Here is a 23,240-nt window from a genome sequence, read left to right on the forward strand (position 1 = left end):
TAACAAAGCGGAGGGCACGGGACTCTCGCGAGCCTCATTACGCAACTCTCGCAGCTACAGGCATTTGCGAAGCAAGTCTCCCTAGTTCAACAACTTGCGAATCGCCGGTTGTTACCGGTTGTTGCGGGCTGGTTGGCGGCCGTTGCGATGGCCACGTGCACACTCTGTGCACAGTCGGGGCGCCCTGAGGACGATCGTAGCGTTCCGATCCAGACCAGCGCGTTGACCCGACGGCGAGGTGGGTCAGCTGATCCAAATGAGCCTGATGGCGATGTCAATGTACCGGCAACTGGCGTAGCTAGCTATGCGCGCTACTCATCTGACTTACAGGACTCCCGCAGCATCACCGACCAGCAGCGCAAGTGCAGAGACCGAGCTGGATCGCTCGGGCTCGCAATCGATCGCTCCCTCGAGTTCTGTGACGAGGCGATTTCCGGAGCGAAGCACCATCGAGCGGGCTTCGAGGCATTGATGGCAGCGGCTCGACGCGGCGAGATCAAGGTTGTGCTTTTTGAGAATCTCAGTCGACTTGCACGTGATGTTGGGCTCACCATCAATACACTCAAGGAACTGGTCTACCGTCATAAGGTGCGGATCATTTCGATTGACGACGGAATCGACACTCAAACCAACCAGCAGTGGGAATACATCACTGTCATTTTGGGCGTCCAGAATGAACAGTACTTGAAGATGCTTGCGAAGTTTGTCCACCGCGGCCAAGAAGGAGTGGTGCTGGATGGACTTTGCGTTGGGGACTACTGCTTTGGATACGGGTCTGAACCGCTTGCTGACCAAATAGATCGCCGAGGTAAAAACTCGAAGCCGAAGAAAAAATACGTCATCGTCCCTGAGCATGCCGCATGGGTAGTGTGCATCTTTCAATGGTTTACCGTCGAGCGTCGATCTCTGCGATGGATTACCAGAGAGCTTAATAAAAACAACGCACCGAAGGATCATCGCAGCTCAACCCCAAAGTGGCATCATCAGCAGTTGCGAGGAGTTCTCACGAACCGCAAGTATATCGGCGAATGGAGTTGGGGCCGACGAAAGAATGAGCGCGATCCGATTTCTGGAGCAATCCGACAAGTCGATCGCTCTCCCGTCGAGTACGAAAAATGGCATCGCACACTGCCGGGACTGAAGATCATTGACGAGGAGGCCTTCGTGCAAGCACAGGCGCTGCTCGCTGAGAGTGCATCCGCCCTGGCAGCGGTTCGACAGACCGATGCTAATTCAAGAAAGCAGAAAGGCCACCTCAATGGGACCACTAGTCAAGCGTCCGAGCGGTGGCCTCGGCATCTTCTTTCTGGCTTGATTGTATGCGGCGAATGTGGCCGTAACTTTCAAGTAAGCGGCAACATGTCGCGATATATGGCATGCCCAGGGTATGCGGTTGGAGAGTGCTCATGCAAGACGACCCTACGCCGTGAACTTGCCGAAAACCTACTATTGAACGAGATCACAAACCGACTTCTGGCGGACCCGCTTGTGGTCGAGGGGCTACTAGACTCAGCGGCAGAAGCGTGGCGCGAGATCACCGCGACGGGTCCGGCCAATACACTCGCGGTCGAACAAAAGCTAGGAGATGTCAAACGGCGGATCGAAAAATTAATGAACTTGTGTGAAACCGAGGATTCACCCGATTTGAAAAAGCGGTTAATCGCTCGCTGCGCTGAGCGAGACGCTCTCCAGCAAAAGCTAGCTCAGCTGTCCACGGCGTCATGCATTTCCGTAGCCCCGCCGACGGAAGAATGGATTATCAGCCAGCTGTCGGACATGCGCGAACTTATTTCAAGTAAGGGGCCCGCGGCGCATGCCGCCTTACGAGCTTTGGTCGATGGGCGAATTGTCGCGTATGAGGTGAAAACGCCAGGTAGAAGTCGATTCTACCATCGCCTGAAATTCGATGTTCAGCTTTACAATGTACTCAGTTCTACAATCTCCGCGAATCTAGTGTTCAAGGAACTTGAGGGGTGCAAGGTGGAGTTGGATGTTCGCGAGCCTCCCCAGTACGAGGCTCTAGCAGAGCAGATCAAAGTAGACTTCGACGCGGGATTGTCAATTGCCGAGATCAAAACGAAGCACGGCTGCAGTTACACCGTTATCGACAAGGCTATGAAGCACTGGCATGAAATCAATGGCGTATCCCGACCCGATGGAAGATCGCTCCGAGGACGCCTGCCAAAGCAACGCGCCAGCGATCAGTTGCTCGAACAGGTCATGGAGTTGTGGGGGCTGGATCTTCCCGTGCGAGAAATTGCAGCTCGCCTCGAATGCGGACTAGAAACTGTTCGGGCTGCTGTCGTGACCTGGCACGAGTCTCGTGGGCTGCCGGTGCCTGATGGCCGGGTGCGCCGAAAATCGATCAGGCTAAAACGAGAGAACGACATTCCGTAAAATGGCTTGTATATTCGTTTTGGCGAAAGGGGAACAATCGCGTGATTAGCGAGCCGGGTCCTGAGAGATTCCGGTCAGTGGCCGACAAAGATTGCGGGTTGAAGTCGGCCATTTTTTAGCTATTGACGATTGGCTTAGGCATGCCAGGAGTTGTTGGGATGGATTCAGTTCGTCGCGAGTGAATACTTGCAGGCATTCGCAGCATGCTATACAGCTGTTTAGAATCGCACTGCATTGTTTGATGGCTGTAAGCGGTCGACACTATCACGGTCCAGCACTATTCTTCGCTTGAGGGCGCAAGGTTAAGGTTGGCTGGACCGTTAATCACCTAGCCGTCGGCGTGGAACCGCGACCCGTGGCAGGGACAGTCCCAACTCCGCTCCGTTCCAATGAACGATGCAGCCCAGGTGCGGGCAAACCGCCGACACCTCGGTGAGCTTGCCGTCGTCGTCGCGACAAACCGCCACCTTCGTCATCCCACGACGCAGGATGGCTCCTTCGCCAGGCTCGATCTCGTCCGTCGACTTTACTTCGCCCGGCGTAATCCAATCGAGATATTGGTTGGCGACGTTGAGGTTCTCCTTGGCGAACTCGCTCACCGCACGCAGTGCTTTGCGTGAAGGTGAATAAAGGGCCTCCCACGGATTCTCGCGGCCGAGAATGAGTCGCATAGCAGCATGCCGGCGATTGTCCCGTGAGTATTTCCCATCCCCGAATCTCCCGTCGCCACGTAAACGTTGTCGGCATCAAGCGGGTTACGGCCGATGAACGCTAGCCCATCGATCGTCTCCATGCTCTGGCCGCCCCAGGTAAACTCGATGTCGCCTTTCGGAAACCGTTTGCTAGCCCAGTCGATTAGCCGATGGTGACGTTCTTCCGTGTCGGTCGCTTGTCCCGACTTATGATCCTCGCCGCCGACGATTAGCAAGTCGTAACTCTGATCAAGCGGCTGAAGGCGGACGTAGTGGTACGCGTCGAGCGTGTCCCAGTAGTTGCTGTCTGTATAAATAGCCAGGCGTTCGATCCAGGGCAGATGCACGCGAGCGCTTGCGCTACTGTGCGCCAGCGGCTTCAACCGGGCGCAGCGCCTCCCGAGGAGAATTTAGAAAGCACACTTAAAGCCCGACTGCCCGCAAGTCGCGCAATTGAACTACCAATATGATTAAGTCGGAGGCTGCGCGGACAGCTCTCGCAATATTAGCACTCAGTAAATCCTCAGATCAGATAAGTCTCCTACCCCTCCCCGCCTGTCTTATTAGAGATCACTATGACCTCTAATCAGCCAGTCGATTTCGTCGACGTTCACGGATTAGGCGCTTCGACAATTCAAATTGTCGCATTTTACGGCGCGCAAAGCGGGCAGTGTGGTCGTGGTTGTGTTCAGTCCGGCCGAGTAACCGCTACGATCGGCTTAAGCATCGCCTTCTGATCGGCTAGCTCGTATCCACTCGAACACGGCGCGCAAATTGCCGCATGCGACCTTAACGGATGCCCGTGGAGAATTTCGTTACCTCAGGTCCGCAGATGCGGGCTTCTAGCTTCTAGTCAGAACTTCCGCAGTCCGTCAACTCTTGGAGCAATAGCGCCATGGCGAACGGTTTTCGAGCACTCATTGTAGATGACGATCTTTCGATGCAGCGATTGGGATCACATGCCCTGCGTCAGCATGGATTTCAATGCGTCACAGCCAGTGACGTTCGCGAAACGAAGGAGCGACTCGCTGAAGGCCACTTCGACGTGATTGTGACGGACCTACGATTACCGCAAAAGAATGGGTACTCATTAGTACTGGAGCTTCTAGGTGCTCCCGACCGTTCAATTATCGTTGTTTGTACGGATGTGATCGACGCTCGTCTCACGAAAGATTTGATAATGCGCGGCGTCGACGACATCTTCGCCAAGCCAGTGCATGGAGCGTTCTTTGCAGGGAAGATTCGCGCTTTACTGGACGTGAAGCTGACTCTCAAAACTGCCCGCCCCGCGGCTGTCCAGGACAATACAATCGCCATGGAGGCCGCCGCTGAAGATGAAAGCGAGCCCCGCCTTCCAATTTGCCTCAATCAGTTGCACAGAAAACTTGTTTCAATACCAGACGTACTGCCAATTTCCGACGCAGCTTTGGATGTCGCCGAAATGACCCGCAGTTGCGAGTGCAGCGTGTCGCAGATTGCCGCTGCAATCCAACGTGATGCAGCCCTAACGGCGACGGTGCTCAGACTGGCAAATAGCCCTCTCTATAATCATGGGGGACGGCAGATACTTCAGCTTGATAGCGCTGTATTGATGATCGGCCAACAGCGCCTAGGCGAATTGGCGTTGGCCACTAGCGCGATGGCCGGCGTGACTGAGGAGAAACTGCCGTGGCTCAACCTGGACACAACGTGGCGTCGCAGTATGGCTGCTGGAATCGCCATGGAGCGGCTCATCGAGGCGGGCAGTCACCAGGCCGTAGAGGATGGACTATGCCTGAGCGCTATTATGCATCCGCTGGGGCGCGTCGCTCTCGGAATGCTATTTCCGCACGAATACCAGGAGATGGTCGACCGCAGTCGTAGCACGGGCGAATCGCTTAACGAACAAGAAAAACGCGCCCTTCCAACGACGCACGCTCAGGTGTTGGCCCATATGTTAGCGGCCTGGAACGTCAGCCCCGAAGTCTTCCTTCCGATAAAGTTCGCATTCGACGAAACTTCATCACTCAGAAGGCTCGCGGAGCCGCTTCGCACGAAAGCCGAACTACTCAAGCAAGCAATTCTGCTCAGCCGGCTAGCGGTCGGCGGATGGCATGATTGGGATTTGTTGGAACTACCCGACGCCGGAACACTGAAAAGACTGCGGATTGCCGATCCGCTAGCGATCGTCGAGCAGACGAAGGCCGATGTCCGCAAGCTTGTGGAGTTTTCCCCGCGAGCGAAAGCATCGTCTCCTAGCTGCTTGCAGACCGAAGGCGACCTCAAGCGTGTCCACTATATTCGCCCCGACGTCACGTCCTCTGATTTCCTACTGTCTCTGCTATCTAGCCTGGGATTCGAGGCGATCACAGTTGATGGCGGAGCAGACGCCGACATCCCGGTAATCGTAAACGCGCTGAATATTTCGGCTAAACAAGCGCGTAAAGTGTTTGCCAACCGGAATTCCATTCTGATTACTAATGCCGAGCGAATGGATTCGCTTACGCAGTTCCCCTGCAATGCATCTCTGCCGATTAGCTGCGGACGACTTCGAGAAGCGATGGCGACGACGTCCGCAGCACCCTCTGCACCGCCCGTACCAAAAGCCACATCTTGGCTTGGTAAGGTCCTCAGCGCACGATCAGTATGGCCTGCCGGGACAGCTACCTCTCCGTGCGCGCAGCTTGTCTCCAACGCTACTTAACGTTTGCTGCCGATGGTCGAATGTTGCTAGTAGCGGCCTAACCTCGGTTAGGCTTTTGCCGCACGCAATCGAACGGGACGAGTTTTTGCGGTGGTCGGCGCCAGAAATTGAAACTGACGAGCCGTGCGCATAGCCTGGCTCATCTTTGACAATTCAACTTTGCCCGCGGACCTAGCGAATCTGGTGGGGCGCTCCTTCTCATTCTCGGCATAGATTCCCGGCCGGGATCAGGCAGGGGGATCTTTAGAATTGATGATGCTGATTACTAGCGGCCACAAGAGCACTGCGACAATGGCGGGGCCGACAACGAACTTGATGAAGAAGTCCATCCCAACATTCTAACCGCCGACGGATGCGGATAGTGAACCTTTCGCCAGCTGCATTTACTCACGCGGTTAGCGCGTAGATCGCTCGTGTGAGGGTGCCCGCAGCCCAGAACGCGCCGGCCATGCCAACCAGTTGGAGTAGACGGGCAATAATCCGAGGCATCCTCCCGGGCAGATGCCAAGCACCAATGATCACCAGGGCGACGTTCAACAAACCGAAGACCATCCCGATGCCCACCCATCGGTCGGGTAGAGTTCCCGCAGAGGCGGATAGGCTGCCGCACCACACAGCAAGCAGGATGGTGCTTGCCCAGACAACGGCAACGACGATGGGTATGCGATACGTTTGCACCACGACATCCGCTTCGAAGCATGCCAAGCCGGCTAGACTCATCCTCTCTTCAAACTCTAGTATAAGAAATGGGTATGGCGGTGTCGTAGGAAGTCGGCTCGGACGCGAATAGAATGGGGCGATCTAAGGTCCCGTTTCACTGGGGAGACTCTTTGCATGGACCAACGCCCACACTTGATCGAGATAGCCGTCGACGCTGTCGACTCTGAGGAAGCATTGCTAGACCGATTGGGCCTCGCACTCCGATTCCCCGGTAGGTGGGAACGCTCCTGGAATTCTTTTTGGGGCCATATCACGACGGATGTCACGATGCCGTTAACGCTGCGACTAATCGGCTGGGATACGTTGAAGTCTCGCCTTCCGCTAGTGGCGGAGCAACTTCATCGTTGTTTGGAAGATATGCTCCACGAATCACCAGACCGCGCCGCTAAGATCGAATACCTATAGCAAGCGTCCGCCCCGGGATCCGCCAGCTAGGTCTGCTTTCGCTACATAGATCTCCAACATGCAGTATCCGCAGTTCAGCATTCGAACACTGCTCGCTGTCGTCGCGATCGTTGCAACGGTCATTGCCGCACCGGCGATCATGGCAAGATTCACTTGGCCAGTCTCAATAATTACCATCGCCTTGCTTATGGGAATCGCGGCCTTGCTTGCCGTTGTCAGTAGTCGTGAATCTGGACTCTAGTTTTCGCCCTGCCCTTCACTAGCGGATATAGTGAGGGGGACATGATCGCCGGCCAGTCGCTTACGGGTAAGCACTATGACAAGGCTCCTCATCGCCTTAATAGTCTTCTGGGTGGTCGGCGTTGGTCCGCTGTGCTGGATTCTACGTGATGGTCTGGGCCCGGGCGCGGTTGACAGCGATGGCGCCGAAGCTATTGGACGAGCGGCGATGACGTTCTACTGGATGCCTGTGCTTGTTCTGCTCTTGGCTGCGTGGGCCGCTCTGAAGCTTCGACGTCGGCCTGTGATGCCTTAGAACAACGACTCAATCGCCTCGACGCTAGTCGCCACATTCGCAAGCGGCCGAGTCTACTTCGCGTCAGTACCTATCTATTGAATAGCGTCTCAACGTGGTCGCCGTCAGTACCGATCGCTTTGGGCGACATGATAGTCAAAATTGATAGCCAGCCCAGCCGGTAGCCCCCCGCTCGGAGCATTCCGGACTGGACTGACCATCGGTCGCCCCAGAGGCACCAACCCGCAGGGCAGTTCCATTAAGCTTCAGCGCGACCGGTTTGCGAGAGAAGGAATCACATCAATTGGCGGCCCAATGTACGAATACGCGCTGAAGCTGCGAGCCAAGCATCACCAGCGGGAATAGCCCAAGCGTTTAGGCACGGCAGTTGCAATTTCTCTAGTATCCTCACTTCAAAAGGGATCGCCATGGACATGCCGCGTCGGGCGCCGGGCCGCCCTCATCTGAACACTGAAGCTGAAGATGCCGTTATTCTCCGAGTTTGGCGCGAAGCTCAAGCGGAAGGCATCACGCGGCGCGAGTTCGCCGAGCAGCGGTCAATGAGCCGCGATGACCTTGAGCGGGTAATTCAGCGAGCGACTAAGCGGCAGTCGAAGCATCAAGCTAACGACTAGTGGCGCTTCTCGAAAATCGGTCGCAGAGGATCGAGCGTACTGCGTTGGGCGCGACTGGACGGAACTCTTCGAGGCGCTTCGAGCGAGCTTATTATTAGGCGTGGGCGATCCGCCCCTCTGCGTGCGCCATCGCCTGCTCGAAGTTCTGCTGCAGCAGCGTGAACGCTTCCAAGTCGCCGCCATGATCCGGGTGCGCCTCCATTGCGAGCGATCGGTAAGCGGAAAGCACGTCGTCGGGAGTTGCGTCAGCGTGAAGCCCGAGCGCGTCAAAACTACTCGGAACGTACTGGCCTGGCGATCCCGTCTTCATAATTGGCTCGACCGCTGGATTGACTGCCTCTGTCTGCGTTCTCACCCGGTAACGCCGCAGGATGGCATTGAGTAGTACCAACGATGCGAAAGCGATCGCTGACACGATCGTCAGTTGAAGTAGTTCTAGCCCGAGCATCACATTCTCCGGGAGTGGGTACTTAACAAGCAATGCAATGCTTGTGCCACGCGGAAGAGTGAGAGAGCTGCCGTGCGAGCAGAAGGGCTGAAAAAGCGGGGCGTCGGCGCTCTCCCGTGAACAGCGACGCCCCGTCCTTGCCCCAGCTGGAATTGAGAAGCTCGAAGCCTCTCGCGAGTGGACCTCCGCCTCTGTGCGTCGCTAGACTCGCCCAGTCAGTTTGGCCAGATCATTGTAGCAAGGCGCCGTGGGCAGGCGCGGGGCATTGAAAGTGACCGCGAGATGACCCGACAACCAAGGGCTGCCTAATCATTCGACGATCTTCCCGAGAATTGTCGGGAGTAATGCCACGCAGATGTTCGTAGTTGGAAGCTTGCAGATAAGAATCCGTAGAGGGGTTTTCAGCGGAAAATCTGCAGACGATCGTTGCTGAGCTAGCTCGCCAAAGTGCGTGCGCGACCAGTGCTTCATCTCAGCTTAAGGTTCCCTACCGGATACTCATCTTGTCAGTTGGTCGGATACTTTCCATCAACATTCGTGGGACTGGCCAGCTAGCTATTGAGGAGCCAAATCGTGACGAGCCGTTACTGGAATCAATGTGTAGGAATTGGCGCCGCGGGGATCGCCATCACCATTTCGACCTTAGCATGGCGCGCATCGGCTGAGCTTCCTGCTAGTTCTACATCGTCCGGGAGCCGCGGTGATGAAACCAAGATATCGGGAGTCATAGCCGAGTTCATCGAAAATGACCGTGGCGACGTCGACGGAGTTCGACTGGAAAACGGCGAGCTCATTCACTTCCCGCCTCACATCGGGGCTGAAGTGACTGAAACGGTAAAGATGGGAGACGAAATCGCCATTCGCGGTCATGAAGCAAAGCGTCCGCGGGGCGAGCGAATCTTCGAAGCCGAAAACATCGCATTCGAAGGCTTCTCGATTGACGTTGTTCCGCTACGAGGGCCAGCGCCCCATAGCCCCAGGGAGCAACCTCCTATGAACGCTGCAGGCGCCGTGAGCGAACTTTCAGTCAATCCGCACCACGACGTCGACGGCTTCACGCTTGAAGACGGGACTGTGGTCAAGTTCCCTCCTCACCAAAGCGCAGCGTTAGCCGCCCTAGCTACAGTGGGCACCAAAGTCGAAGTCCGGGGTCGCCGTCACGAGACGCCGGATGGCGACGTCCACCTGCATGCTGACCGCATCACGGCGACCGAGTCAGGAAAGTCGCTGGAGCGGAGTGAACCGCGTGACCGGCCGCTTCCGCCGCCGCACAGTGGTCCGCACGGCCATGCAGGCCCTGAGAGCGGTCGAGTGCAGCAAGAAATACTTGATGAGCTGCGCGAGATACGTCGCTTGCTTCAAGCCGGGCCGGCTCGCTAATCGTGCGAGTACAATGAGGCTGCGAATAGTACTGTCAGTGAACAGCTGGTCGTCTCCCGCCCTGACGCGGCGGGAGGCGCCAGCACGTTGAGGCGACAATGCGATTGCTGGTAGTTGAAGATGATCCGGACTTGAGACGCCTCGTGGCTGAAATCCTTCTCGAAGCAGAGTATGCGGTTGACATCGCTGCCGACGGAGAAGAAGGGCTGCACAAGGCTCAGGCTTGGGAATACGACGCGATTGTGCTTGACCTGATGCTTCCCAAACGAGACGGTTGGAGTTTCATCGATCAGCTCCGGCGTACTAAAGCGACGCCCATACTGATCCTCTCGGCCCGTGACGGGTTGATTGATCGGGTGAACGGACTCGACCTCGGCGGTGACGACTATCTGACAAAACCTTTTGAAAGGCTCGAACTCATCGCCCGCGTGCGAGCGCTAGTTCGTCGTGCGGCCGGCCAGCGATCGACGACGCATTACATCGGCGACATCACTCTCGACCTTCGCAGCCGATTGGCGTCACGAGGCGAAGAGAGCCTCGACTTGACGGCCCGAGAATTTGCGCTGCTTGAGTACCTGTCTATGCATCGCGGACGCGTCGTTAGTCGAACCGAACTCTACGGTCACTTATTTGACGAGACAGACGATAGCCTATCGAACTTGCTTGACGTTCACGTCTCAAACCTGCGGAAGAAACTAGGTCGGGATGTTATTCACACCAGACGGGGGCAAGGCTATGTCATCCCCGAATGAGTCATCTGGGGCGTGGTCGCGCCGCTCACTCCGAACACACTTACTGATCGCGTATCTTTCGCTGTTGCTCTTGACGGTATTGGGCTTCGGCACAGCGACCTATCTGCTAATGCGAAGGGCTATCTACAACGAAGCCGAGTCCGATCTGTTGGGAGCCGCCCAGTTGATCGCTAAAGATAGCAGCGGGACCTCAGGAACAACGGTGATTGACCGCACGTATCGTCACCGGTTCGGTCCCGCTCCGCGCGACCACGCCTACTTTGCAGTTTGGAACGCTCAGGGCGATGTCTTGGCTGCCAGCGATCCCCTCCCGCCGCATGTCTCACGGCCGGATGAATCGCCGCCGATCGATGGTCCTCGTCCCTTCGCGACTCGTGTGCACGGGGAAGAGCTGGAAGTGATCATTCGAGGCCCGGAAGGATCTGAGATCTTAGTCGGCCGGCCCCTGGCGAAAGAGGGCGATCGATTGCGAGGGCTCGTTCGCTACCTCCTAGCTGCAGGCGGCGTCGTGCTTACGATCGGAGCAATCGCCGCTTGGCGGCTCGCAAATCGCATCGTGCGGCCAATCGAACAGTTGACCGCGGCTGCGGAGCAGATCTCGGCCACTCGGCTCGATCGACGCCTAGAACCACCGGTGGCGTCCGCTGAAATCCAGCGTCTTGCGGAGGTGTTCAATCGCATGCTGGGACGCCTGCAGTCGTCGTTCGAGCAGCAAGTGCGATTTACCGCCGATGCATCGCATGAGCTTCGCACGCCCGTCACAGTTATCCTGACGCAAGCGGACCATACACTATCGAGAAATCGATCGAGCGAAGAGTACGCCGAGGCTCTAGCGGCTTGCCTACGCGCTGCACGCCGAATGAAGCGGTTAGTTGATGACTTGCTGCTACTAGCTCGCGCTGACGCTGGGCGGCTGGCCTCTCCGCATGAGGCCTGTGATTTATCAGAGATAGCCCGTTCGACGTTGGATATGCTTGCACCGCTCGCGGGCAAGCGCAACGTGCAGGTCGAGTCGCAGTTACAGCCGACTCCAATCCAGGGCGACGCGGCGCAACTCTCGCAGGTCATCGCAAATCTCGTTACCAATGCAATCGATCACAGTCCTGCTCATTCGAGTGTGTTCGTATCCGTTTACTCTCGCCGTGGACTCGCTTTTCTAACAGTGGCGGACGTTGGAAACGGTATTCCCGTAGAAGATCAGTCGCGTCTATTCGAAAGATTTTACCAAGCCGACAAGTCCCGATCGCGCCAACTCGGTGAGGGCGCCGGCCTCGGCTTGAGCATCGTCGCGGAAATCGTGTCGCTGCACTCCGGCTCAGTCGACTTCTCCTCAGCTCCCGATCGGGGAACCACGTTCGCAGTCGAATTTCCGCTTCGCACGCTCGACTCGGACATCAGTGAGACGTCGGCTTGATCGATCAGCCGCACTGCGTGAGCGGTCCCCAAGAACTCATACGAGATACCCACCGGTATGCCAGTCGCACTTCAAACGGTCGCCTTACTCGTCATCTCAAACGTCTTCATGACGTTTGCGTGGTATGGACACCTCAAGTCAATGAATAACAAGGCGTGGTACGTCGCGGCCATCGTTAGCTGGGGAGTGGCGCTATTCGAATACCTATTTCAGGTTCCAGCCAACCGCATCGGTCACACGACGATGAGCGTGGGGCAACTCAAAATACTGCAAGAAGTCATTACGCTGTCCGTGTTCGTCCCTTTCGCTTTGTTCTACATGAAAGAGCCGATCAAGCTCGATTACGCATGGGCTGGCCTGTGCTTGTGCGGAGCCGTCTACTTCGTTTTCCGAGGCTGAGCGGATTAAAGACTGATGACGATCTCGATAGACAGCTCCGCCAGCGTGCCGGGCGGCGCGAACTCGGTTGCCGTCACTCGGCAGAGTCGTTTCGCACTCGATGCGCTGACGTTTTTTCTCGCGGACGTCCAGGATGGTCTGGGGCCGTATCTGGCGATCTATCTCACGACAATGCGCCGTTGGCCCCCGTCTGACGTGGGAATTGCGATGGCGGCAGTGGTGATCGGAACACTGCTCGCACAGTTGCCCGCCGGAGCGTTCATCGATGCGACGCGACGCAAGCGCCTCGCAGTAACGGTCGCTGCGGGCGTCGTCGCCACGTGCTGCGTAGCAATGATCAACTTCCCGCAGTTACCGGTAATTGTCGTCGCTCAAACGCTCATCGGTGCGGCGGCGGCGGTACTTCCTCCGGCTGTCGCTGGGATTAGTCTCGGACTTGTGGGGCGAAAAAGTTTTACCCGCCGGAAGGGTCGCAACGAGGCATTCAACCACGGAGGCAACGTTGCTGCGGCCATCCTCGCTGGCATTCTTGGAACCTACCTTGGATATGCGGCGATCTTCTACCTCGTCGCTGGAATGGCGATGGCGAGCGGCATCTCCGCCATGCTGATTCGCGAAAACGAGATCGATCACGAGCGGGCTCGCGAATCAGCAAGTTCGCAGCCGGCTGAAGGTTTCTCGTTTCTAAGGAGCGGGCAGCTGCTTTGCTTTCTAGCGGCGATGTTCCTTTTTCACTTCGCCAACGCAGCGATGCTCCCGTTGGTTGGGCAAAAGGTGTCGATCGGCCAAGCTGATTCAGCCGCAGCGCTAATGTCCGCGTGCATTATCGTCGCTCAGATCGTGATGGTTCCTGTTGCCTTGGCCGCCGCGTGGGGCGCGAATAGATGGAGCCCGAAGGCGGTGTTCGTCGTTGCCTTCGCCGTTCTGCCGATTCGAGGTTTGCTCTACACCTACTCCTCGAACTCCGCGTTCCTCATCGCCGTGCAGCTGCTCGATGGAATCGGCGCTGGCATCTACGGCGTCGTCGGAGTTTTGATGGTGGCAGATTTAGCGAAGGGAACGGGGCGGTTCAATTCGGCGCTGGCGTCGATGGCGCTCGTCGCCGGGATGGGGGCCGCTGCCAGCAACGTTGCGGCCGGCCTTATCGCTGAGTCATTCGGCTACAATGCGGCGTTTAACTCGCTAGCCATCGTCTCCGCCGCTGGACTCGCGTGGTTCCATTTCGCGGTGAGTAATCAGGCGGGACCACTGTCGGACCGCCGCTCCGCACCGCAGCTTAGGGATCCCAATTGAAGAAGGAATTATTGGTAGTGAGAATGAGCGTCGTCGACGCGTTGCTGGGATAGTGGCGGTTCTATAGCTTTTCGATTGCGACGACGATTGCGTCAAAACCATGCTTTCGGGCGACCTGGATCACGCGCGCCAAGCTCACCCTGTCGTCAGGCGTGGCGAATCCCGCCTTCGCGATGTGCTCGGCCATCTTCAGTGCGAGCGCTTCGGACAAGCTCGCGCACTCGATTGATCGCCCATCGACTTCGATGACGTGCGGTTCCGCTCTAGCTTCGCTGGTGACGGATGACCCCATGAACACACCCTAGTGGCTAACCGGCAAGAATCCTGCCGGCTAGTGTAACAGTTTCAGGGCGATTGATAAGACAATTCTCCGGCGAGCGTGCCAGCGGCTACCAAAAGAACGGGTGGCTATCTAGCCACTCAACGCCAGCCTGCGAAACGACCGCCGCTGAGTTTTCGAGAACCAGCAGCGATTTCGCTAGAAGGCTGCGGACCGCTTCATCTTCAACGGTCGCGAAGCTGTTGAACTCGCGTAGCCAATTGAGCATGGCGAATTCGTCCTCGCTGAGTTCGGGCCGTGACATTGCACATCGTTCCTTACGTCCCTTGTGGGCGTCGAAGGCGGCCGATGATTATAGCCGCGCGAGTCAACTGGCACACCGTTCGCATTGAGCGACCACCAACAAGCAAACGACTAGCCTTCCGCCTGCGGCGTTGCTGCCCGCGGCGCGAGGCGGGAGCGCTAGTCGATAACCAGAAAGCCGGGACACCCATGAACGCAGCGGTTGCTACTTACTCGGTTCCGCGAACTTTCGCCGAACTGCCCTACACGCACTCATGGCTGCAGATTTGCCAACACGCGGAGCGTCTTGGTCGCGCGGAAATCACTGAATTCGACACGAACCTCGAAGGCACTTGGCTGCGGTTTGAGTGCGACGGTTACCAGTTCTCGGTTGGCGAGTGCGGGAGCCGCGTTCAACTCACGGTGAATGACTCTGATTGCCGTGCGGAATTGCTGGTGGAAGTGACAGAGCATTTTGCTGCGTTGCTCGCTCCCCACATGCGGCACTGTTAAGACGCCAAGCCTGAGCGGTGGCCTGCTGAGTCTCTGGCTGGGACGGCAGGTCGCCGCCAGATTTTTGATTATGACTTTTCCGCAATCCAACGCCGTCGACCTCATCAGGAATACGCAAGAGGCAGCAACGTTCGGGCTACCGGTACACGACGAAGGAAATTCGGAGAGCGAACCTACAATCGAAGCCAGCAACAATGACCACGACCGACAGTCAGAGGCGGGAAGCCTTCGAGCTCGAAGGCATGAAGTACGACATCCTTATTCAGCAGCAGGCGAGCGGCGACTTCGCTGGCGAATGGTATTGCTCAGCATGCGATCGCGGCGACGTTTGCCCGAAGCGGCAGCCGTCCGAGGATTCGCTGCGGCAATGGGCTCGCCACTGCATCGCCATTCATCACACGCTTGAACACATGGAATAGTTGGGGGGAGACGCAATGCCACGCGGGGACAAGTCCAAGTACACGGACAAGCAGAAACGCAAAGCGGAGCACATCGCCGAAAGCTACGAAGATCGCGGCGACTCAGAGAAGACCGCGAAGCGAAAAGCTTGGGCGACGGTCAACAAAGACAGCGGCGGCGGCAACTTGAGTGGGTCGGGGAGGGGCAAACCCGACACCAACGAGTCAGCTAAGAAAAGCGGACGCAAAGGCGGCGCAGCTACCGCGAAAAAGTCGGTGAAAACGAAGCCCGTCAAGAAGAAGGCTGCGAAGAAATCAGCTAAGAAAAAGTTGCCGACGAAGACAGCTGCCAAGCGGAAAGCCACGAAACGCAAGGCTAGCAAAAAGTCCCCGTAATAAACGAGCCCCGTGTCGAAGCTGGTTCTTGGAGAGAGGAACTAGCAGGCCGGGGCCGTTGTATGCGCACTCGTCATGAACAACGTATCTCTGAAATCTAACGCTGCGATGAATGAGGTTTGCAGGTTACGGCTTGATTTGGGTTTCCATGTCAACCGTCGACCGTCAGAGCGCAGTGCGAAGAGATCTCCATAAGTTGCCACGCCTCGAAGGCTCGGTGTAGCGCGCATCGCCTGCCAAAAACGAAGCAATGCAACGTTAGACCGATGAGTAGATATTGGAAACAATTCGCTTGGCGGCTTCCTCGCAGAAGTCGAGGCTGGAGTAGTCGGGATGATGGCCGGCGATTAGCGGGACGGCCATGACGTAGAGGCGGGAATTCGCAGTTCCCTCTCGATTGACGGCCTCGAAGTTGTCGGTGATCGCCACGCCGGGCAGGAGTAGCTGAGGTTCACCGTTCACCTTCACTACCTCTTTGGGATGCGACGCGCTGAATTTAGCGGCTTCGGCCAATGACTGGAATCGCACCGTCGCAGGGCTGACGACGCCGGCGTGCCGTAGGCTTGCGAAGGGAAACTGCTCGAATGAGAGAGGCTGTTGCCCGACTCCGTCGATAAAGGTCTCGAACCGCACCGGCTTTGCGTCGGCGCCGTAATAGTAGTCCACGCCCCCTGCGGAATTTGGTTCAACGCGACTTTCCTCGGCGACGTTAACAAGCTCCAGGCGTCCCGCGGCGTGGAACGCAAGAAGCTCCTCGCAAGAGCATTGCGGAGTGAACGCGATCACTACGGAGATAAGCGGCGTCAACGTTTTCTTGAAACGTAACATGTCCTCGGCTGAGAAATACTTGGCCACGCGGCTCAGGGTAAAGCTCGCCGTCGCTAGCTTCTCTTTCCAATGGATCGACTGCTCGTCGCGAATCGAGCTGAGAGCCTCGTCGTACTCACATCTAAAGAACTCGAAGGGGTCGCACCGGTCGCGCTCGTGGGTCATGAGCTCGACGAACTTTTCGAGCGAGAGCGCCCGGACAAGCTTGTAGAACGAAGGATCGAGTTCGCGAAAGGACTCTTTGAAATCGGCTTCGAAGACAAAGTCGAGAGAGATGAACCCGTCGTTATTGCGGCGGTGAGATTCAAGTTGGTCAGGGGTGAGGCCATCGTGCTGCTTGAGACGCGGGTCTTCCAGGTGGAAGCGAATCCCCGGCAAAAATCCCTCACGAGAATGCATCACCATTTTGAATTGAGGCGCGTTGGCATTCGCCTGATAAGCCACCGTTCGGCCGCGGTCGGTAATGAACGTCCCGTGATTCCTGGCAAGCGTCCGGATCGCGTCGATCGCTGTCAGCGAAGCGCCGCGGATGGCGACCGAGTGGTTGCGCAGGCCATCGAGCTTTCGCGGAGGATATGGGGAATCGAAATAATTTGGAGTGGCGCCTTCGTGCTGCGACGGCCAGTGATGGCCTGTGCATAGCACCACCACGTCGAAATGCCGATCGATAATTGCTGTCGAGAGGACGATCTCACCACTCTTGAGATCGTAGTCGATTCCGGTGATGGGCGTCTCGGAATGCACCGTCGCGGGCGTTCCGATTGCCCCCCTGCGCTCATGCAGGATCTCAAACTGTTGCGAGAGATACTCGCCGAATAACAGTCGGTGAATGACTTTGAATTCATGGACGTGCTTACGATCTACATCGAAGCGGTCTAGCAGTTCGCTAGGAGCCTCCTTCAGCCAATCGACGAGCGACTGGGGAAGCGGGGGAATCTCATTGCCGGAGACGTTGGTGACATGTTCCGGTCCCGCTCCCTTGGGGCTGTAGGGCATGCCAGCGCCGAGCTGCGAACCAGATTCGAAAATCTCGACGGTGACCTGCGGGGACGCTCGGTCGAGTAAGGCCTGGTACAGGAAGAGGGCGCTGGGTCCGCCGCCGACGATTCCAAGCCGCAAAGGCGCTGTCATGTTTGCTAATTCTCACTTGCTGCCGAGGCCTTAATCGTATCACCCGAACCTCTCGCGACCCAAATCGTGACCACGCCTTTTCCGGCTAAGCAATAATACTGACGAGATCGCTCAATCGCTCAGTAACCGCCGTAGAACGCGGCTCCACAGGAGCAAATCTCGAGTGGCAAGGGCTTTCGCATGGCGCTGCCTGCTCGCGGGTATGGGGCGAAGAATCACAGGCTCGCCAACGCAGAAATTGCGCCGGGAACGGCAATTGCAACGACTCAGGACTTGGATCGGGTTGCCGACCCGCAAACTCAGCGGAGAAGCGGTTTACGCCTCAGATTCACTGGATGGAAGTTTTCTGCCCTCGTTCAGCGAATGGTCTGGCTGCAAGCAGCGCGGAAGACATTGAAGCACCACCGTTCGTCCTACGGACGTCGAAACGCGATGCTCCTCGAATCGGATTCAGGCGGTGCTAGATCCGGCAGCTTGGTATCGCAGAAGCTTTTTTACTGATCCACGGTCACATACACTATGGGCCGCGCAGACAGCGGGGCCTGAAGTTTCAACTCGTCATTCGATGGAAATCTCAATGGCTAAAGCAAGCAATACCGCCAAGCCGGCGGCCGCGGAAGTTAACGAATTGATTGGCAACGGCGGTGAACTCCATCAGCAGACCAGCGACCCCGCCCACTGGCTCACGACCAATCAGGGGTTGCCAATCGCCGACGACCAAAACTCCCTCAAAGCGGGCGATCGCGGCCCGACGCTGCTCGAAGACTTCCATCTCCGCGAGAAGATCACCCATTTCGACCACGAGCGGATCCCCGAACGCGTCGTCCATGCACGCGGCTACGGCGCGCACGGTTACTTCCAAGCATATGAGGGGAATGACGAACTCACGAAGGCGGCGTTCCTCTGCGACTCAAAAGTAAAGACTCCGGTTTTCTGCCGCTTCTCAACCGTCGCCGGCAGCGAAGGGTCGGTTGATACGCCCCGCGACGTGCGTGGATTCGCAGTGAAGTTTTATACCTCGCAGGGCAACTACGACTTGGTGGGAAACAACATTCCCGTCTTCTTCATTCAAGACGCAATTAAATTCCCGGACCTGATCCACGCGGTGAAGCCCGAGCCAGATCGCGCGTTTCCCCAAGCAGCGTCGGCACACGATACGTTCTGGGACTTTGTTTCTCTGACCCCTGAAAGCACGCACATGCTGATGTGGGCGATGAGTGACCGAGCGATCCCGCGTTCGCTGCGAATGATGGAGGGGTTCGGAGTCCATACGTTCCGCCTCATCAACGCCAAGGGTAAGGCAACGCTCGTTAAGTTTCACTGGCGCCCGAAGCTGGGAACCTTCTCGCTCATCTGGGACGAGGCAGTTGCCATCGCGGGAGCGGACGCCGATTTTCACCGTCGCGACCTGTGGGACGCAATCCAAGGCGGCGATTTCCCCGAATGGGAACTCTCTGTGCAGGCCTTCGACGAGAAGCAAGCGGCGAAGTTCGACTTTGACGTGCTCGACCCTACGAAATTGATTCCCGAGGAGATCGTTCCGCTGCGACCGCTGGGCAAGATGGTGCTCAACCGCATGCCAGACAACTTCTTCGCCGAAACCGAGCAAGTAGCGTTTTGCCCGGCCAACCTCGTTCCAGGCATCGATCTGAGCGAAGACCCGCTACTCCAAGGTCGACTCTTCTCCTACCTCGACACACAGCTCTCCCGGCTTGGAAGCGCCAACTTCCAGGAGATCCCCATCAACGCCGCGAAATGCCCGTGGCAGAATATGCAGCGCGACGGCCACATGCGGATGCGCGTCGATCCGTCGCGTACAAGCTACGAACCGAATTCACTCGACATGGCCGCTCCGCGGGAGGCCGGCGCCGCTGGGTTCGAGTCATTCGCCGTTCCAACAGAAGGGACGAAGCTTCGTCAACGCCCCGAGAGCTTCGCGGATCACTATACTCAGGCTCATCTCTTCTACAAATCGATGACCGAGACAGAGCAGCGGCACATTGTCGCGGCCTTTGCGTTTGAACTCGGTAAGTGCAAAGAAGTAAAAGTTCGCACACGCATGTTGGGCCGCCTGGAACACGTTGACCCCGAGCTCGCAAAGTCGGTCGCTGACAAGCTCGGCATGCCGGGGCAGGCCGACAAAATCGACCCAGCCGTGCCGACGAACTTCAAGGTTAAACCGTCACCGGCCTTGAGCCAGTATCGAGACCCGCCGCAGACAATCGCGGGCAAGAAGATTGGCCTGCTCGTCACGGACGGCAGCGAAGCTCGGTTGATCGATGCGCTCATTCGCAAAACGAAGGCTGAGAAAGCAAAGGTCGAACTCGTCGCCCCTAAGATCGGCGGTATCACCGACAGTGAAGGCGTGCATCGAGATGCCGATCAATTCCTCGCCGGGGCGCCCTCTGCAGTCTTTGATGCAGTCTGCCTCGCCCCATCGGCGGATGGAGTGAAGGGGCTCGTCAAGTTTGCTGCCGCAGTCGATTGGCTTCGCATGGCGTTCGCCCATCTGAAGATTGTGGGGTATGTCGACGAAGCTGTACCTCTATTCGACGCGGCCCACATCGACCGGAACGCCGATGACGGGTTGGTTGAGCTCAAGAACGGTAAGGTCACCGACTTCATTGAGGCGGCGAAACGCCATCGCATCTGGGAGCGGGAACCCAAAGTTCGCTAGCCCTTCGCATCCGAGTTCGATTTCATCCGCAGGCGGTGCCAACAATGTCATTCAGATTCTCTGCCCCTCCGACAATGTTCTTTACAGCAATCCTGTCTGTTTCAATTGGGAATGCCGAAGCACCGCGAGAAGCTTTCCATAAGCTTGCCGCCCCGTACGCGACGAAATCAGTGATCCATCATCCTAAGGTCATTGGCTGGGCGAAGGGCAAGTCACCAGTCGCTCCTGAAGGTTTCAAAGTTACAGCATTAGCCTCAAAAATCGAGAATCCGCGCTGGCTCTACGTGCTTCCCAACGGCGATGTAATTGTGGCGCAATCACGCACGATGCCCAAGCCCGAACCGGCTGAAGACGAATCGAGCCAGGAGAAAGCGAAGAAGGAAAAGATGGCTGAGGGCATGAAGAAGTCGCACACGGTCACTGGCGACTCGCCGAACCAGATCACGCTCTTGCGCGATGCGAACGGCGATGGTGCGTCCGACGAGCGTTACATTCTCCTGAAGGATCTTGAGCAGCCGCTTGGGATGGCTCTCGTCAACGAGACGCTGTTTGTGGCGAATACCAACGCCGTCATGGCTTACCCCTTCAAGGTGGGGCAGACAGAGATCACCACAGCCGGCACGAAGATCGTCGACCTGCCGGCCGGCGGCTACAACAACCACTGGACGAGGAATCTCGTTACAGACGCGCAGGGCGACAAGCTCTACGTTTCAGTCGGATCGGCGAGCAACGTGGCCGAGCATGGAACAGCGGAAGAACTGCTACGTGCGAACATCCTGCAGATGAATTTGGATGGCACCGATTTGCGAGTTTACACCGCTGGTCTTCGCAATCCTGTTGGAATGGCTTGGCAGCCGGCGAGCGGCCAACTGTGGACCGCTGTGAATGAGCGTGACGAACTTGGGGACGACTTAGTTCCTGACTACATCACTCACGTTGAAGAGGGAGGGTTCTACGGTTGGCCATATGCTTACTACGGTTCGAACGAAGACCCACGCTTAAAGGGCGAGCGCCCTGACCTCGTCAAGAAGACGATTGTTCCGGACGTTGACCTAGGCTCGCACACGGCGTCGCTTGGACTTGCCTTCTATGATCAGCAAGTGTTCCCCGAGCACTATGAGGGCGGCGCATTCATTGGCCAACGCGGCTCATGGAACCGGTCGAAATTCGTTGGTTACCGCGTCGCTTTTGTGCCGTTCGCGGGGGGGAAGGCGGTAGGCCCGCCCGAAAACTTCCTCACAGGTTTCATCGCGAACGATACGGAAGTCTATGGACGGCCGGTGGGCGTCGCCGTGGCGAAGGACGGAGCGCTACTCGTTGCTGATGAACCGGGGAACGTCATCTGGCGAGTTAGTGTGAAGTGACCCCGCATGCGGCTTGAACAGGAATCGACGATGCGTCGCGCCTTCACATTGGTGGAACTTCTAGTCGTCATCGCCGGGCTGGGAGTGCTTGTCTCGCTGTTGCTCCCGGGAATTCAGGCAGCTCGAGCCGCAGCCCGTCAAACGCAGTGTCTGAGCAACTTGCGTCAGCTAGGTGTGGCGCTTCATCAGCACCATGCCGCGCACAATCGTTTCCGGGCCGGTCGTGGCGCGCCAACGCCGCGAATCTTCTCTCCGCACGCCTATCTATTGCCATATCTAGAACAGGCGGCAGTAGCCGCGGCGATCGATTTCGACGACGCTCCAGCCCCCTTTAACACGCCTACGGCAACCTACGCCGCTGCGTCGAACGCTGCAGCGGCGAGCAGACTGATACCGATACTTTTGTGCCCCGACGACTCGCTTGATGATAGCGTGCTATCCGAATTTGGACCCACAAATTATGCGGGCTGCACCGGGTCCGGAATCGATGTGAGAAGTTTAACGACGGCCGATGGAATCTTCGTCCTCGTTAGACGAATCGCGAATAAAGACGTCACGGATGGACTATCTCATACGGCTGCATTCAGCGAGCGGCTCTTGGGAGCCGGAGGCGAAGAGCAAGGCGCCGTCGATAGGCAGCGCGACGTTTTAGAACTCGCGGCTGCAACACCGCCGACGAGCGAGGCTTGTTCAGCGGAGACCAACACCGCTTGGAATCGGAATCGCGGCGGCAAGTGGATTGTCGGCAATTACGGCAATACTCTCTACAACCACGCGCTGTCCCCTAACGAACCGACTACAGATTGCATGAACATGACTCAGCAATCAGGCCGAATGAGCGCGAGGAGCTTTCATCCTGCGGGTGTAGGCGTCTTGATGGCCGATGGTTCGACGAAAGTGATTGACGAAATCGCACACATCGCGTGGACATCGCTCGCCACTCGATCGGATGATTGACGCTGGTTCACTGCGATTCGATCGTTGCAAATTCATTCAGGCTTGATCACAGCCTTCGCATTGCGGTCCGCTGCTTTCCGGAATAATTGATCTTTGCGTGAATCAGCTTTGACGGTAACGTGTACGCAAGTATACTATCCCCCGTGCTAGCAAGATCAAGCCAACGCGAAACCGTCGAGGCCCTGCGGCAGCAGTTGCGTGAGAAATCCATCAGCGAGCAACCGATGTTTTCTAGCGGCTTAGTCGGTGTCCTCCCGGCGAAATTTCGGCGAGGAGCCATTGTGGAGTATTTGGCTGACGCAGGTTCGGGAGCGACAGCCGTAGCCTTGTTGGCGGCTCGCGAAGCTTGCCGTGAAGGGGGCGCCCTGGTCGTCGTCGATCGCTTGCGGACGTTCTATCCACCAGCGGCAGCTCGCTTCGGCTTGAACGGCAACGCGATTATCGTTCGTCCTCGTTCGGTCCAGGACGAATGGTGGGCACTGAATCAAACGCTTCGTTGTTCCGGGGTTGCTGCCGTGGTGAGTTGGCCGAAACAGTTGCCGGAGAAGGCGTTCCGTGGTTTGCAGCTAGCCGCGGAGCATGGCGGGGCGGTCGGTTTGTTTTTGCGCTCGATTAACGTACGCGGCAGGCCCAGTTGGTCGGACATGCAGTTGTTAGTCGAGGCGTTGCCCGGCGGGAAAAG

At 57.3% G+C, this 23,240-nt stretch carries 21 protein-coding genes; 14 read left to right on the forward strand and 7 right to left on the reverse strand.

Features of this window, described 5'->3' with window-relative positions; translation table 11 throughout:
* Window positions 1-222 precede the first annotated feature (222 nt).
* Window positions 223-2,397 carry a recombinase family protein gene (locus PLANPX_RS20790; protein WP_172992215.1) on the forward strand — a complete coding sequence of 725 codons (2,175 nt, stop codon included), beginning with the start codon at window positions 223-225 and terminating at the stop codon, window positions 2,395-2,397.
* 320 nt (window positions 2,398-2,717) lie between these two features.
* Here PLANPX_RS20790 and PLANPX_RS20795 read toward each other — a convergent pair whose 3' ends face one another.
* Window positions 2,718-2,996 carry a Rieske 2Fe-2S domain-containing protein gene (locus tag PLANPX_RS20795; RefSeq protein WP_198421779.1) on the reverse strand — a complete coding sequence of 93 codons (279 nt, stop codon included), beginning with the start codon at window positions 2,994-2,996 and terminating at the stop codon, window positions 2,718-2,720.
* On the reverse strand, window positions 2,993-3,436 hold the full coding sequence (locus PLANPX_RS20800; protein WP_172992216.1) for an FAD-dependent oxidoreductase: 444 nt from the start codon (window positions 3,434-3,436) through the stop codon (window positions 2,993-2,995). The genes PLANPX_RS20795 and PLANPX_RS20800 overlap by 4 nt, the downstream gene beginning before the upstream one ends.
* Window positions 3,437-3,984: 548 nt before the next feature.
* Here PLANPX_RS20800 and PLANPX_RS20805 point away from each other — a divergent pair.
* The 3 genes from PLANPX_RS20805 (at window position 3,985) to PLANPX_RS20815 (ending at window position 8,046) form a co-directional block, all read left to right on the forward strand.
* A complete protein-coding gene (locus PLANPX_RS20805; RefSeq protein ID WP_152100585.1) occupies window positions 3,985-5,772 on the forward strand; it encodes an HDOD domain-containing protein in 1,788 nt (595 codons plus the stop codon).
* An 834-nt stretch (window positions 5,773-6,606) separates the two neighbouring features.
* Complete coding sequence (locus tag PLANPX_RS28525; RefSeq protein ID WP_152100586.1) at window positions 6,607-6,897, forward strand: barstar family protein; 291 nt, start codon at window positions 6,607-6,609, stop codon at window positions 6,895-6,897.
* 942 nt (window positions 6,898-7,839) lie between these two features.
* Window positions 7,840-8,046 (forward strand): hypothetical protein, encoded by a 207-nt coding sequence (locus PLANPX_RS20815; protein ID WP_152100587.1) that lies wholly within the window; start codon window positions 7,840-7,842, stop codon window positions 8,044-8,046.
* Window positions 8,047-8,140: 94 nt separating this feature from the next.
* Here the strand turns inward: PLANPX_RS20815 and PLANPX_RS20820 are convergent, their stop codons facing one another.
* Window positions 8,141-8,356 (reverse strand): DnaJ domain-containing protein, encoded by a 216-nt coding sequence (locus PLANPX_RS20820; protein WP_172992217.1) that lies wholly within the window; start codon window positions 8,354-8,356, stop codon window positions 8,141-8,143.
* A 711-nt stretch (window positions 8,357-9,067) separates the two neighbouring features.
* On the opposite strand from PLANPX_RS20820, the gene PLANPX_RS20825 reads away from it, so the two are divergent.
* From PLANPX_RS20825 to PLANPX_RS20845, 5 genes are all read left to right on the forward strand, one after another.
* The gene (locus PLANPX_RS20825) at window positions 9,068-9,874 is read left to right on the forward strand and encodes an OB-fold nucleic acid binding domain-containing protein (protein ID WP_152100589.1); all 807 of its coding nucleotides are present in this window, start codon (window positions 9,068-9,070) and stop codon (window positions 9,872-9,874) included.
* A gap of 98 nt (window positions 9,875-9,972) precedes the next feature.
* Window positions 9,973-10,626, forward strand: coding sequence for a response regulator transcription factor (locus tag PLANPX_RS20830; protein ID WP_152100590.1), 654 nt, complete (start codon window positions 9,973-9,975; stop codon window positions 10,624-10,626).
* Window positions 10,580-12,040, forward strand: a complete 1,461-nt coding sequence (locus PLANPX_RS20835; RefSeq protein WP_152100591.1) for an ATP-binding protein — start codon at window positions 10,580-10,582, stop codon at window positions 12,038-12,040. The genes PLANPX_RS20830 and PLANPX_RS20835 overlap by 47 nt, the downstream gene beginning before the upstream one ends.
* A gap of 57 nt (window positions 12,041-12,097) precedes the next feature.
* Window positions 12,098-12,439, forward strand: coding sequence for a DMT family protein (locus PLANPX_RS20840; protein WP_152100592.1), 342 nt, complete (start codon window positions 12,098-12,100; stop codon window positions 12,437-12,439).
* Between the two features lie 15 nt (window positions 12,440-12,454).
* Window positions 12,455-13,732: an MFS transporter gene (locus tag PLANPX_RS20845; RefSeq protein ID WP_152100593.1), complete on the forward strand. Its 1,278-nt coding sequence runs from the start codon at window positions 12,455-12,457 to the stop codon at window positions 13,730-13,732.
* 61 nt (window positions 13,733-13,793) lie between these two features.
* Here the strand turns inward: PLANPX_RS20845 and PLANPX_RS20850 are convergent, their stop codons facing one another.
* Window positions 13,794-14,024, reverse strand: coding sequence for a hypothetical protein (locus PLANPX_RS20850; RefSeq protein ID WP_152100594.1), 231 nt, complete (start codon window positions 14,022-14,024; stop codon window positions 13,794-13,796).
* A gap of 97 nt (window positions 14,025-14,121) precedes the next feature.
* Window positions 14,122-14,316 carry a hypothetical protein gene (locus PLANPX_RS20855; RefSeq protein WP_152100595.1) on the reverse strand — a complete coding sequence of 65 codons (195 nt, stop codon included), beginning with the start codon at window positions 14,314-14,316 and terminating at the stop codon, window positions 14,122-14,124.
* A 188-nt stretch (window positions 14,317-14,504) separates the two neighbouring features.
* On the opposite strand from PLANPX_RS20855, the gene PLANPX_RS20860 reads away from it, so the two are divergent.
* Together PLANPX_RS20860 and PLANPX_RS20865 are read left to right on the forward strand one after the other, a co-directional pair.
* Entirely contained in the window at window positions 14,505-14,807 is a 303-nt protein-coding gene (locus tag PLANPX_RS20860) for a hypothetical protein (RefSeq protein ID WP_152100596.1), read from the forward strand.
* A 194-nt stretch (window positions 14,808-15,001) separates the two neighbouring features.
* A complete protein-coding gene (locus tag PLANPX_RS20865) occupies window positions 15,002-15,226 on the forward strand; it encodes a hypothetical protein (protein ID WP_152100597.1) in 225 nt (74 codons plus the stop codon).
* Window positions 15,227-15,309: 83 nt separating this feature from the next.
* Here the strand turns inward: PLANPX_RS20865 and PLANPX_RS27700 are convergent, their stop codons facing one another.
* A complete protein-coding gene (locus tag PLANPX_RS27700; protein WP_194175110.1) occupies window positions 15,310-15,558 on the reverse strand; it encodes a hypothetical protein in 249 nt (82 codons plus the stop codon).
* Between the two features lie 301 nt (window positions 15,559-15,859).
* On the reverse strand, window positions 15,860-17,560 hold the full coding sequence (locus PLANPX_RS20875; protein WP_152100599.1) for an FAD/NAD(P)-binding protein: 1,701 nt from the start codon (window positions 17,558-17,560) through the stop codon (window positions 15,860-15,862).
* 577 nt (window positions 17,561-18,137) lie between these two features.
* Between PLANPX_RS20875 and PLANPX_RS20880 the strand changes: the two genes are divergently transcribed.
* The 3 genes from PLANPX_RS20880 (at window position 18,138) to PLANPX_RS20890 (ending at window position 22,558) form a co-directional block, all read left to right on the forward strand.
* Window positions 18,138-20,237, forward strand: coding sequence for a catalase (locus PLANPX_RS20880; protein WP_152100600.1), 2,100 nt, complete (start codon window positions 18,138-18,140; stop codon window positions 20,235-20,237).
* Between the two features lie 74 nt (window positions 20,238-20,311).
* On the forward strand, window positions 20,312-21,601 hold the full coding sequence (locus PLANPX_RS20885; RefSeq protein WP_420844057.1) for a PQQ-dependent sugar dehydrogenase: 1,290 nt from the start codon (window positions 20,312-20,314) through the stop codon (window positions 21,599-21,601).
* Between the two features lie 30 nt (window positions 21,602-21,631).
* Window positions 21,632-22,558, forward strand: a complete 927-nt coding sequence (locus tag PLANPX_RS20890) for a DUF1559 domain-containing protein (protein WP_198421782.1) — start codon at window positions 21,632-21,634, stop codon at window positions 22,556-22,558.
* The last annotated feature ends 682 nt before the right edge of the window (window positions 22,559-23,240 follow it).

This window comes from Lacipirellula parvula (assembly GCF_009177095.1).
Lineage (GTDB): Bacteria > Planctomycetota > Planctomycetia > Pirellulales > Lacipirellulaceae > Lacipirellula > Lacipirellula parvula.